General features: G+C 72.2%; 10 protein-coding genes. 7 read left to right on the plus strand and 3 right to left on the minus strand.

The features are described from left to right. The first annotated feature begins 1 nt into the window (after nt 1). From BM204_RS03005 to BM204_RS22505, 5 genes are all read left to right on the plus strand, one after another. Nucleotides 2-1,087: a 3-isopropylmalate dehydrogenase gene (locus BM204_RS03005; RefSeq protein ID WP_091110297.1), complete on the plus strand. Its 1,086-nt coding sequence runs from the start codon at nt 2-4 to the stop codon at nt 1,085-1,087. A gap of 88 nt (nt 1,088-1,175) precedes the next feature. Beyond that, the gene (locus BM204_RS03010; RefSeq protein WP_091110298.1) at nt 1,176-2,249 is read left to right on the plus strand and encodes a branched-chain amino acid aminotransferase; all 1,074 of its coding nucleotides are present in this window, start codon (nt 1,176-1,178) and stop codon (nt 2,247-2,249) included. Between the two features lie 87 nt (nt 2,250-2,336). Continuing rightward, a complete protein-coding gene (locus BM204_RS03015) occupies nt 2,337-3,404 on the plus strand; it encodes an iron-siderophore ABC transporter substrate-binding protein (protein ID WP_174812974.1) in 1,068 nt (355 codons plus the stop codon). Nucleotides 3,405-3,503: 99 nt separating this feature from the next. Beyond that, nucleotides 3,504-5,210: a serine/threonine protein kinase gene (locus BM204_RS03020; protein WP_091110300.1), complete on the plus strand. Its 1,707-nt coding sequence runs from the start codon at nt 3,504-3,506 to the stop codon at nt 5,208-5,210. A gap of 44 nt (nt 5,211-5,254) precedes the next feature. Beyond that, entirely contained in the window at nt 5,255-5,821 is a 567-nt protein-coding gene (locus BM204_RS22505; protein WP_170259062.1) for a TerD family protein, read from the plus strand. Here BM204_RS22505 and BM204_RS03030 read toward each other — a convergent pair. Then, nucleotides 5,812-8,091, minus strand: a complete 2,280-nt coding sequence (locus BM204_RS03030; RefSeq protein ID WP_170259063.1) for a GH92 family glycosyl hydrolase — start codon at nt 8,089-8,091, stop codon at nt 5,812-5,814. The two genes, BM204_RS22505 and BM204_RS03030, sit on opposite strands and share 10 nt — an antisense overlap. A gap of 214 nt (nt 8,092-8,305) precedes the next feature. Here BM204_RS03030 and cimA point away from each other — a divergent pair, with 214 nt between their 5' ends. Further along, nucleotides 8,306-9,898, plus strand: coding sequence for a citramalate synthase (gene cimA, locus BM204_RS03035; protein WP_091110303.1), 1,593 nt, complete (start codon nt 8,306-8,308; stop codon nt 9,896-9,898). Here the strand turns inward: cimA and BM204_RS03040 are convergent. Further along, nucleotides 9,878-10,498: a TetR/AcrR family transcriptional regulator gene (locus tag BM204_RS03040; RefSeq protein ID WP_091110304.1), complete on the minus strand. Its 621-nt coding sequence runs from the start codon at nt 10,496-10,498 to the stop codon at nt 9,878-9,880. The genes cimA and BM204_RS03040 overlap by 21 nt on opposite strands. Nucleotides 10,499-10,572: 74 nt before the next feature. On the opposite strand from BM204_RS03040, the gene BM204_RS03045 reads away from it, so the two are divergent. Then, entirely contained in the window at nt 10,573-11,154 is a 582-nt protein-coding gene (locus BM204_RS03045; protein WP_091110306.1) for an NADPH-dependent FMN reductase, read from the plus strand. Here BM204_RS03045 and BM204_RS03050 read toward each other — a convergent pair. After that, nucleotides 11,125-12,876, minus strand: coding sequence for a SulP family inorganic anion transporter (locus BM204_RS03050; RefSeq protein WP_091110307.1), 1,752 nt, complete (start codon nt 12,874-12,876; stop codon nt 11,125-11,127). The two genes, BM204_RS03045 and BM204_RS03050, sit on opposite strands and share 30 nt — an antisense overlap. Nucleotides 12,877-12,878: the final 2 nt, after the last annotated feature.

Here is a 12,878-nt window from a genome sequence, read left to right on the forward strand (position 1 = left end):
CATGACCACCTCTGACTCCCACGCGTCCCCATCGGGGGGCACCCTCAAGCTCGCCGTCATCCCTGGCGACGGGATCGGCCAGGAGGTCACTGCCGAGGCCCTGAAGGTCCTCGAGGTGGCGGCCCCGGCCGACGTGAAGTTCGAGACGACCCGCTACGACCTCGGTGCCGAGCGTTACCTCGCGACCGGCGAGGTGCTGCCCGACTCCGTGCTCGCCGAGATCCGCGAGCACGACGCGATCCTGCTGGGGGCGGTCGGTGGCAAGCCCAACGACCCCAACCTGCCGCCGGGCATCCTCGAGCGCGGGCTGCTGCTGCGCCTGCGCTTCGAGCTCGACCACTACGTCAACCTGCGACCGTCCCGCATCTTCCCCGGTGTCGTCTCTCCCTTGGCCAACCCGGGGGACGTCGACTTCGTGGTCGTCCGAGAGGGCACCGAGGGTCCCTACACGGGCAACGGCGGCGCCCTGCGCGTCGGCACCCCGCACGAGATCGCCACCGAGGTCTCGGTCAACACCGCCTTCGGTGTCGAGCGGGTCGTGCGGGACGCGTTCTCCCGGGCGCAGCGCCGACCGCGCCAGAAGCTGACGCTGGTCCACAAGACCAACGTGCTCGTCAATGCAGGGGCCGTGTGGTGGCGCCTGACCCAGGAGGTCGCCCGCGAGTTCCCCGAGGTCACGGTGGACTACATGCACGTCGACGCGGCGATGATCTTCATGACGACCGACCCGTCACGCTTCGACGTGATCGTCACCGACAACCTCTTCGGTGACATCATCACCGACCTCGCAGCCGCCATCACCGGTGGCATCGGCCTGGCGGCCTCGGGCAACGTCAACCCCGACCGCACCACGCCGAGCATGTTCGAGCCCGTGCACGGCTCGGCTCCCGACATTGCAGGCCAGCAGAAGGCGGACCCGACCGCAGCGATCCTGTCGGTCAGCCTGTTGCTCGACCACCTCGGCCACACCGAGGCTGCCGCGGTCGTCGAGGCCGCGGTCATCGCCGACCTCGCCGAGCGCGACGTCGCGACCACTCGTCGTACGGCCGAGGTAGGCGACGCGATCGCGGCCCGCGTAGGCGGCTGACGCCTGCCCCACCCTTCGTCGGACGCCGGGCACGCACTGCGTGCTCGGCGTCCGCCATTTCCGGAAAGGTCGACTAACGTTGCCTCCCATGCAGATCAGCACGACCCTCTCCAGCGACCTGACCAGCGACGAGCGGCTGGCGGAGATCCTCGCCAACCCTGGATTCGGCCTCCACTTCACCGACCACATGTTCCTGGTCGAATGGACGCCGGAGACCGGCTGGGCCAACGCGCGCATCGAGCCCTACGGCCCGCTGAGCCTCGACCCGGCGACCGCCGTCCTGCACTACGCGCAGGAGATTTTCGAGGGCATGAAGGCCTACGAGCACGCCGACGGCTCGGTGTGGTCCTTCCGCCCCGAGGAGAACGCCGCGCGCATGGTGCGCTCCAGCCAACGCCTCGCGCTGCCCGAGCTGCCCGTCGACGACTTCGTCCAGGCCGTCGACGCGCTCGTCGAGGTCGACCGGCGCTGGGTGCCGGACGCGACGGGCGAGAAGAGCCTCTACCTGCGCCCCTTCATGATCGCGACCGAGAAGTTCCTCGGCGTGCGTCCCTCGCAGCACGTCACCTTCCTGGTGATCGCCAGCCCCGCCGGGTCCTACTTCAAGGGCGGCATCAAGCCGGTCTCCCTGTGGCTCACCGAGAACTACACCCGCGCCGGTCGCGGCGGCATGGGCGCAGCCAAGACCGGTGGCAACTACGCCAGCTCGCTGGTCGCCCAGCAGCAGGCGACCTCCCAGGGCTGTGACCAGGTCGTCTTCCTGGACGGCCAGGAAGGGACCTACGTCGAGGAGCTCGGCGGGATGAACATGTACTTCGTGTTCGACGACGGCACCATCGTCACCCCCCAGACCGGCACCATCCTCGAGGGCATCACCCGCGCGAGCGTCATCGAGCTGGCCGGCAAGCTCGGCCACCACGTCGTCGAGCGCAGGATCTCCATCGACGAGTGGCGCGACGGCGTGACCAGTGGCCGCATCACCGAGATCTTCGCCTGCGGCACGGCCGCGGTCATCACGCCCGTCGGCTCGCTGAAGTGGGACGGCGGCGAGGTTCCGGCCCCTGCCTCCACCGTGCTCACGATGCAGGTGCGTCAGGCGTTGGTCGACGTGCAGTTCGGCCGGGCCGAGGACACGTTCGGCTGGATGCACCGCATCTGCTGAGGCTCCGGCGTCGTCGAGTGACACGGAGAGCATGTCAGGAACGCCCCTGAGCATGCTCCTTGCGTCACTCGACGGACCGGCCGGGACATGCCACCCACAAGATCAAGCACTGTTGATAGGTCAACCCCCCGGCGCGCCCGCCTGGCCCTGGCCCTCGGCGCAGCCCTGCTCGCCGTGCCGCTCGCCGCCTGCGGCGCCGACCCCGAGGCCGAGCCCGACGGGAGCGCCGGCGGCGGCGAGACCGCCTCCGAGGCCTTCGAGGCGGTCACGATCGAGCATGCCTTCGGCAGCACCGAGATCGACGAGGAGCCGCTGCGGGTCGTGACGTGGGGCTGGGGGAGCAGCGACGCCGCGATCGCGCTCGGCGTCGTGCCGGTCGCGATCCCGAAGAACTCCTACGGCGCCGACGAGGAGGGCTACATGCCCTGGCAGCAGGAGGCGATCGACGCCTCCGGTGCCGAGGAGCCCACGCTGCTGACCGAGGCGGCCGAGCCGCCGCTGGAGGAGATCATCGCGGCCGAGCCCGACCTGATCCTCGCCAACTACTCGGGGATCACCGAGGCCGACTACGAGAAGCTCTCGCAGATCGCCGACACCGTCGCCTACCCCGACGAGCCCTGGTCGACGCCGTGGCGCGAGGTCATCACGACCGTCGGCGACGCGCTGGGCAAGGCCGACGAGGCCGCGCAGCTGCTCGAGGACGTCGACGCCGAGGTGGCTGCGGCCGCCGCGGCGCACCCGGAGTTCGAGGGCAGGACCATCGCGGCCGTCGCGATCGACCCGAACGCGTTCTACGTCTACACCCCCGCCGACCCGCGCGTGCAGTTCCTCGAGGACCTCGGCTTCACCGTCGCCGACTCCGTCGACGAGCTCGACACGGGGGAGTCGACGTTCTACTACACGCTGTCCACCGAGGAGGTCGACAAGCTGACCTCCGACGTCCTGCTCTCCTACGTCGCCGACCAGACCGTACGCGACGACATCGCGGCCGACCCCGCGCTGCAGGCCATGCAGCAGGTCCAGGACGGAACCGTCGCCTCGGTCGTCGGGGAGTCCTACATCTCCTCGGTCTCACCTCCGACCGCACTGTCCCTGACCTGGGGCCTCGAGACCTTCGTGGAGTCGCTCGTCCCGGCCGTCGAGGCGGCGGGCTGAGGCTCCTGCGGGACGCGGGCGCTCGTCTCCCGGCCAACCGTGCGAGGCACGCGGGACCGGGAGACGGACGGCGGCGCCCGGCGCAGGTAGATTTCGGGTGTGCCCGAGCTGCCGGTGTCCCCTGTCGTGCGACGGGTGGGTGACTACACGCTGCTCTCCAAGATCGGGGAGGGCGGCATGGGGGTCGTCCACCTGGCCCGCCGCGAGGGCGGCCAGCGGGTGGCGCTCAAGGTGCTCCGGCCCCACATCGTCGGTGACGACGAGGGTCGCGCCCGGTTCGCGCGCGAGATCAGCTCGCTGCAGCGGATCCGCTCGCGCTGGGTCGCCGAGATCGTCGACGCCGACCCGTGGGCGGAGGTGCCCTACGTCGCGACCCGCTACGTGCCCGGTCTCTCGCTCCACGACCATGTCATCGAGGAGGGCGCCATCGAGGGACGCAACCTGACCTGGTTCGCCGGATGCCTGGCCGAGGGCCTGGCATCGGTCCACGAGGTCGGCGTCCTGCACCGCGACGTCAAGCCCTCCAACGTGCTGATGGAGGGCCGAACCCCGATCCTCATCGACTTCGGCCTGGCCCGGGTCGCCGACGACCCCAAGCTCACCCACACCGGGTGGCTGCTCGGGACGCCTGGCTACCTCGCGCCCGAGATCCTCTGCGGCGACGACGCCACCGCAGCCTCCGACATCCACTCCTGGGCGGCCACCGTCGCCTACGCCGGCACCGGCAACCCGCCCTTCGGTCGCGGTCCGAGCATGGCGGTCATGGATCGCGTACGCCGTGGCGAGCACGACCTCTCCGGCCTGCCCTACGACCTGCGCCAGCTCGTCGAGGCGGCGCTGGACCCCCAGCCGTCCCAGCGCCCCGACCTCGAGTCGATCCTGGCCTGGCTGCGCCCTCAGACCACCCAGCCGCACCCCGTCGTGCCGCCGGTGCCAACCGGCCCCGAGGACATCTTCACGATCCCGCTCGCCCTGGCCGGTGCGCAGGCTGCCGAGGCTGCGACCGACCGGTTCACCGAGCCGCCCACCCAGCGGCTGCCCGAGGACCCGCCGACCCGTCCCTACACCGAGGTGGCGCGCGCCGAGCCGCCGCGGCCGGTCGTGGCGCCACCCGCGCCGGTCCTGAACCCCGGCCCAGCTTCCGGCCCATTCCCGGCCCCGGGCCAGCAGTGGGAGCAGGACTGGGACGAGCGGGTCGCGGCCCCGCCGCCGACCCCGCTGGTCGAGCGGCTGCGTCGCGGGACGCTCCTGCTCGGCGCCGCGGCGACCCTCGGTGCTGCTCTGACCGCCGCGCCGTGGGTGGCGTGCTCGGTGATCTTCGTGGCGGTGTGGCTGCTGCGCAGCGGTTCGCTGGCTGCGAGCGCGGCCGGCGGCCGGCGCCTGCGCCGCGGTCGCAAGTGGTACGACGGCGCCCAGTTCCTGCTCGGCGCCCCGTGGGACCTCGTCCGCTCCATCCCCGGCACCCTGATACTGCTGCTGTGGAGCGCCGGGCTCGGTGTCGCGGGGGCCCTGGTCTGCTACGCGGTGGCTGCCAGCGTCTCGACCACGTTGTTCGTCAGCGGCCTGGTCTTCGCGGTCTCGCTGTGGTGGGGGCCCGGGGGCACCCGCGTGCGCGGCCCGGTCTCGCGGGTCGTCGTGCCGATCTCGCGCAACATCGGTCCGTGGCTCGTCGCCGTCGTGGCCGTCGTCGCGCTCGGTGCGCTGCTGGCGCTGAGGGTGTCCGGCAGTGGCGTCAGCTGGGCGCCCGACGACCAGCGTCCCTTCGCCGGCTTCACCCCGCCGACCTCGGGCATCACCGGGCGCTGAGCGCCTCTGTACCGTCGGGAGCACCACTGAGCGGGAGGACCGACGTGATCGAGCTGAGCGAGGGCCAGGAGCTGGCCCTGACGACCGAGGACGGGCGGCCGCGCACCCTGCTGCGGCTGGGCCTGGGGTGGGACAAGGTGCCGTCGGCCGGTGCGATGGGCACCGGGGCGCCCGACATCGACCTGGACGCCTCGGCGGTCCAGTTCATGGGCGAGCAGCTCTTCGACCTGGCGTTCTACAACAACCTCCAGACCCGCGACGGCTCGACGACGCACCTGGGGGACAACAAGACCGGCAGTGGCGACGGTGACGACGAGACCATGACCGTCGACCTGGCGAAGGTCTACGCCAAGGTCGACACGATCGTCTTCCTGGTCAGCAGCTATCAGGGTCACAGCCTGACCTGGGTCGACCGTGCCTACGTGCGACTGCTGGACACCGACGAGGTCGAGATCGCTCGTTTCCGGATCACCGCGGGCGTCGACGAGACCGGGCTGGTCATGGCCTCGCTGGTGCGCTCGGGTGATCACTGGGTGCTCCGCGCGATCGGCGACGGCATCGCCGTCCGGAAGCCGACCGACTCACTCGCCGCGCTGACGCCCTACCTCTGAGCCGGGCCGTCCCACGACGGCGGCGCGTCGGCCAGTGCCGTGCCCCAGGCCTGGGCGGGCTCGTCCGTGGTGAGGATCCGGACGACACCGGGCCGGGAGCCGGGGCCGAGCGAGAGCCACGACGCCGACGTAGGCACCCCGTCGACCGACAGCCCTGCGACGTGGCGCCCGGTGCCGACCCTCTCGATGACCGTGACAGATCCGGATGACGGCCGCACGGTCACGGTCTCGAAGGCCGGCGGCGTGATGCCTACGGCGGGCGTGCCGGGCGTGAGGGGATAGAGACCGAGCGAGGCCCAGACGAACCACGCCGACAGCGACCCGAGGTCGTCGTTGCCGGGCAGCCCGCCCGGGCCGAGGGACCAGAGGTCTCGCCGGGCGCGGGCGACCACGTCGGCCGTGCGGGCCGGCTCGCCGAGCCAGAGGTAGGCCCAGGGCGTGAGGAACGACGGCTGGTTGCCGAGCCAGGCATGGGGGCTTCCCGCGCCGGCGTTCAGGAACGTGTGGACCTCGTCGAGCCGGTCGACCACCGTGTCGCGCGGACCCAGCGAGGAGAGCAGCCCGGCCACGTCCTGGGGCACCGCGCCGAAGGTGTACTGCGTCGCGTTGCCCTCCTGGAAGCCGTTGCAGCAGCCGCCCGTGTCGATGTCCGGCGCCGGGAAGGCACCCGCGGCGTCGCGGGGCAGCAGCAGGCGGCGGTCCGGGTCGAGGAGTGTGCGCCACGACCGGCTGCGTGCGGCGAAGCGCTCCGCCACGTCGTCGCGACCAGCCGCCAGCGCCAGCCGGGACACGGCGAAGTCGTCCACGGCGTACTCGAGCGTCGTCGATGCCCCGTGCGGCTGTGGCCAGCCCCGCTCCGGCACGGTGTTGGGCACGTAGCCCAGGCGCAGGTAGTCCGCCAGCCCCGGCCGCGGCCGAAACCAGCCCTGGCCGGGGGCCCCGTCGGTCTGCTCGCCCTGGCGCACCAGTCGGGTGACGAGCGGGTCGAGCGCGAAGTCACGGCCTCCGAAAGCGTGCGCGGCAGCGATGAGCGGGGCGGCAGAGTCGCCGTTCATCACTCCCGTGTAGGACGCCACGAGGGGCCAGCGCGGCAGCCAGCCGCCCTGGGTGGCCATGCGCGCCAGCGAGCGGACGACCGCCGAGGCGACGTCGGGCCGCAACCACGCGAGCAGCGGCACCTGGGTGCGGTAGGCGTCCCAGCCGGCGATCGCGCTGTAGTGGCGCTCCCCGGGCGCCAGCCGCCGCGTCGTGCCGTCGAACCCGGGATAGCGGCCGTCGGCATCGCTGACCAGCGTCGGGTGCAGGAGTGCGTGGTAGAGCGCGGTGTCGAGAAGTGCTCGGTCCTGCGCAGTGCCGCCCGTGACCTGCACGCGTCCCAGCTCGCGGGCCCAGGCGGCCGCGGCGGTCGTCCGCAGGTCGGGGTATGACCAGCCGGGACGCTCGACCTCAAGGTTGCGCCGTGCGCCGGCGACGTCGACGAACGAGACCGCGACCTGCACCCTGCTGGTCCCACCGTCGCGGTCCAGCGTCACCCAGCCTCCGGGTCGTGCGCCGCCCCAGGTGCCGTGGGCGAGCATCGGCCGGGCCAGCCGCAGCACCACGTGCACGCGGTAGTGCCCCGGAGACCCGCAGAAGCCGCCGCTCGTGGTTGACACGGCGATCTCCCGACGGCTCGGGAAGCTCACCTGGGTTCTGCGGGAGCCGGCCAGGCTGTCGCCGCCCTTGACCAGCAGTCGCGCCGTCCGTCCTCGGGGGAAGGTGAGCACGGCGAGGCCCGTGCGCTCGCCGGCGGCGAGGGCGACGTCGACGCCAGAGGCGAGTCGCGTGCGGTACCACCCCGGCCCGGCGTCCTCGTCGTCGTGGTCGAGCCCGGCCGTCGTGGCGGCCGGGTCGACGGGCAGCCGCCCCACGACCGGCAGGAACGGGACGTCGCCCATCGCAGGGCAGCCGGCCCCGGACAGGTGGGTGGCCGAGAAGCCGCGCACCCGGTCGTCCTGCCAGCCGTAGCCCGAGGCGGTCGCCGACGGACGCCCCTCGCGTGAGGTGGTCGTGTCGGGGCCGAGGTGGAGCAGGCCGAAGGGGCGCGCGGCGGCCGGCGTCGTGTTGCCGCTGTGCCAGGGCACCGATCCGCCCGTGCCCGTGAAGACGTCGACGTCGCGGCCGCCCGGGTCTGCGCGCGCTGCGGCGGCGAGCGGTGCCACGCCGCAGGCGAGCGCCAGCGCCAGCGCCACGGCGTACGCCGCGCAGCGGGTTCGTCCCCGGAGCGTCACGCGACGACCGTACGCCGACGCGGGGCCCCACACCGCCCGGATCGCGAGATCCCTGTCCACCTGCCGGTCGCCGTGGCACGATGGGCCCATGCAGCACCACAGCATCATCATTCGCTAGCGCATCGAGCCCCGCCCGATGCGCCACCTCTCGCACTCCGAGAGGTTTTTTTGTGCCCCGATGTCCCCCCGATGTCCCCAGAACGAGAGATCACCGATGGACCTGCACGGCGACTTCCACGTCTACGACACGACCCTGCGCGACGGCGCGCAGCAGGAGGGGCTCAACCTCTCCGTCGCCGACAAGCTGTCGATCGCGCGACAGCTCGACGGGTTGGGTGTGGGCTACATCGAGGGCGGCTGGCCGGGGGCCAACCCCAAGGACACCGAGTTCTTCCGGCGGGCGAGCCAGGAGCTGGACCTGCGTCACGCCAAGCTCGCGGCGTTCGGGGCGACCCGCAAGGCCGGTGTGCGCGCTGCCGACGACCCCCAGGTCGCCGCCCTCCGGGACAGCGGCGCGGGCGTCGTGACCCTGGTCGCGAAGTCCCACGACCGCCACGTCGAGCTGGCGCTGCGCACCACCCTCGAGGAGAACCTCGAGATGATCCGCGACACCGTCAGCCACCTCAAGGCCGAGGGCCAGCAGGTCTTCCTCGACGCCGAGCACTTCTTCGACGGCTACCGCGCCAACCGCGACTACGCGCTCGAGGTCCTGCGCACGGCGTACGGCGCCGGCGCCGAGGTGATCGCGCTCTGCGACACCAACGGCGGGATGCTGCCGCCGTGGGTCTCCGACGTGGTCCACGACGTCATCACCTCGACCGGCGTGCGCGTCGGCATCCACTGCCACAACGACACCGGCTGCGCGGTGGCCAACACGCTGGCCGCCGTCGACGCAGGGGCGACCCACGTCCAGGGCTGCATCAACGGATACGGCGAGCGCACCGGCAATGCCGACCTCGTCACGGTCGTGGCCAACCTGCAGCTCAAGCTCGACCGCCAGGTCCTCCCGGCCGGTCTGCTCGCCGAGTCGACGCGCATCGCCCACGCCGTCGCCGAGGTCACCAACTTCCCACCGGCCTCGCGCCAGCCCTACGTCGGCACGTCGGCCTTCGCGCACAAGGCCGGGCTGCACGCGAGCGCGATCAAGGTCGACCCCAACCTCTACCAGCACCTGGATCCGGTCGTTGTCGGCAACGACATGCGCCTGCTGATCTCCGACATGGCCGGTCGCGCCTCGATCGAGCTCAAGGGCAAGGAGCTCGGCTTCGACCTCTCCGGCGACAAGGACCTGGTCGCGCGGGTGACCGGTCGCGTCAAGGAGATGGAGCAGCGCGGCTACACCTTCGAGGCGGCCGACGCCTCCTTCGAGCTGCTCCTCGTGGAGGAGGTGGAGGGTGCCCGCCCGTCCTACTTCGAGGTCGAGTCCTGGCGGGTCATCACCGAGACCCTCACCCACGCCCAGGTCGGCGAGGAGGCCGTCTCCGAGGCGACCGTCAAGCTCAAGGCCGCCGACGTGCGCTACGTGGTCACCGGTGAGGGCAACGGTCCGGTCAACGCGCTGGACTCCGCGCTGCGCTCCGCGATCGTGCAGGCCTTCCCGGCGGTCGCGAAGTTCGAGCTGATCGACTACAAGGTGCGCATCCTCGACCAGGGGCACGGCACCGACGCGATCACCCGCGTCCTCATCGAGACCACTGACGGTGCGTCCTCGTGGGTCACCGTCGGTGTGGGCCACAACGTCATCGAGGCGTCGTGGGGTGCACTCGTGGACGGGCTGACCTACGGGCTACGGCGCCATCACGGCTGAGGGCTCGGCCGCGACCACGCGTCGTACGAGCTCGGCCCAGCCTCGCTGGATCCGGTCGACCGGGATCTGCTCGATGTGCGTCTGCTGATGGAGGATCGCGATCTCGAGCGGCGCGAGCAGCGAGGTGGCGAGGATCGGGACGTCGCCGCGCACCCCGAGCCGGGTCAGCAGGTAGCGCACGTGCATGGCCGCGAAGGACATGGCGGCGTAGGCCCGGGCGCCGGAGTGGCCGGCAGCGGTGATCAGGTCGGCGTGCTTGAGGTTGGTCTCGATGCGGGAATGGCCGAAGGCGAGCAGCCGCTCCATCGGTGGTGCGCCCGGCCCGAGCGGCGGCGGCCCTGAGAGCACGGCGGCCTGCCAGGCGGTCTCAGAGTGGTTGAGCAGCGCGGCCATCAAGCCCTCGCGGCTCTCGAAGCGCCGGTAGACCGTGCCCTTGCCGACGCCGGCCTTGGCAGCGACCGCGTCCATCGTGACGGCCTCGACGCCGCAGTGGTCCACCAGGTCGGTGGCGGCGCGCAGCAGTGCCTCCCGGTTGCGGGCGGCGTCGCTCCGCTCGGGCGGAGGGCCGCCCAGCAGGGGCAGCGACCGGGGCTCGCTCATGGCGGAAGCCTAGGGCGCCAGGAAAATTCCGACAGTCGGGAATAGAAAGCGGACTGCGGTCCGTTTAGCCTCGCATGACTACTCCCACCCGCATCGTCGCCCTCGTCGGCAGCCTTCGCTCCGACTCCCTGAACCGCCGCATCGCCGAGGCGCTGCGCGACCAGGCGCCCGAGGGCGTCGTCGTCGAGATCGCCGAAGGCCTCGGGTCCCTGCCGTTCTACAACGAGGACCTCGACGGTGAGGCCGTCCCCACCGCCGCTGCGACCCTGCGTGAGCTCGTCGGCAACGCCGACGCCGTCCTCGCCGTCACCCCGGAGTACAACGGCACCATGCCGGCCGTGCTCAACAACGCCATCGACTGGCTCTCGCGCCCCTACGGTGTCGGCGCCCTCGTGGGCAAGCCGTTCGGTGTCGTCGGCGCCACCCCCACGCCGTACGGCGGCAAGTGGGCGCACGCGGACGCCGCTCGCTCCGCGGGCATCGCCGGCGCGATCGTCGTCGACGGCGCCGTCCACTCCCAGTCGGCCCTCGAGGTCGACGTGCTCGAGGACGTCGAGGTGCTCCAGCGCCTCCAGCCGTCGTCGCGTCGCTCGTGGCCTTCCAGCCGACTGCTGCCTGAGGGCCGGTCAGGTCGGCGGAGCACCCACGGGCGGTGAGCCGTGGCGGGCGGCGTACTCCTGCGAGTACGCCGCCACGGCGACAGGCAGCGTGGGGTAGAAGCGTCCGGCGCCGATGCGCTCCGTGAGCCCCACCCGGTCGAGGTCCACCCGGAGGTCCTGCTTGACGCGGGCCAGGGCGAGCACGACCCCGCGTCCGGCCAGCTCGGCGCGCACGTCCTCGAGGCTGTCGAGCGCGGTGAGGTCGACCTCGACGTTGCTCTCCATGTTGACGAGCAGCCACTCGACCGGGTGGCCGGTGCCCGCCGACTCCTCGACGGCGGCCAGTGCCCGGTGGCGGAAGTCCTCGGCGTTGGCGAAGAAGAGCGGGGAGTCGTAGCGGTAGACCACGAGACCGGACACGGTGGTGGCGCCGGGGTGGTCGTCCACGTCGTGCATGCCCGCGAGACCCGGCACGAAGCCGAGGATGCCGTCGTGGCCACGGGCCACGCGCCGGAGCAGGTCGAGGATCGAGAGCCCCACGGCGAGACCGATCCCCGGCAGGATCCCGAGCAGGAGCACGCCGGCCACGGTGGCCAGCACCAGCACCAGCTCGCTGCGGCGGAACCGGCCGGTCCGGCGGATCTCGGCCACGTCGACCAGCCGGATCGCGGCGTAGGTCACGACCCCGGCCAGCGCCGCGTCGGGGAAGGCCTCCAGCACGGGGCGCAGCAAGAACATCGCCACCAGGACGGCGACCAGGGCGACCAGGGAGTGCAGCTGGGTCTTGACTCCCAGCGAGTCGCCGATCACGGTGCGGCTGCCACTGCTGCTGACCGGGAAGCCCTGGGTCAGACCTGCGGCGATGTTGGCTGCTCCGAGGGCGAGCAGCTCCTGGTCGGCATCGACGTGCTCCTGGTGACGTGCCGCGAAGGCGCGTGCGGTCAGCACGTTGTCGGTGTAGCCCACGACGGCGATGCCGAAGGCCGGCAGGGCCAGCTGGAGCACCACGTCGAGGTCGACCGAGGGGATGCCCGGCACGGGGAGCCCGGCCGGGATGGCGCCCACGGTCGAGATGCCGTGCGTCTCGAGCGAGAAGAGGGCGGTGACCCCCGCTGCCAGCAGCATCGCGATCAGGGGGTGCGGCCAGTGGGGCCGCAGCCGCTGCGCGACCAGGAGGCTGGCCGCGACCACCAGCGCCATCGTCGCGGTGGGCACGGCGACGTCGCCGAGGTGGCCGAGGACGAACATCACCTCGCTCACCGGGTCGTCGCCCTCGACGTCGATCCCGGTGAGACGGCCGAGCTGACCCACGATCATCAGGACGGCGACCCCGGCGAGGTAGCCGACCAGCACCGGCCTGCTCAGCAGGTCCGCGACGAAGCCCAGCCGCACGAGCCTGCCCAGCAGGCACACGATGCCGACCAGCACCGCCAACGCCGCCGCGGCCCCCGCGTAGGCGGCGGGGTCGGCCGCGGCGATGGCGCCGATGCTGGCCGCACTCATCAAGGCGGTCGTGGACTCCGGTCCGACCGAGAGCCGTCGGGACGAGCCGAGGAGTGCATAGACCAGCAGCGGCGCCAGCGCGGCCCACAACCCTGCGACCGGGGGGAGCCCGGCCACCGCGGCGTAGGCCATGACCTGGGGGACCAGGTAGGCCGCCACGGTGATCCCGCCGAGCACGTCGCCGCCCAGCCAGGCCCGGTCGTAGTGGCGCAGCACGTGGAGCCCCGGCAGGAGCCGGCCATGCTGACCGCGGTCGCGGGAGAGCTCGTGGGACACGT

The organism is Nocardioides psychrotolerans (assembly GCF_900113685.1).
Lineage (GTDB): Bacteria > Actinomycetota > Actinomycetes > Propionibacteriales > Nocardioidaceae > Nocardioides > Nocardioides psychrotolerans.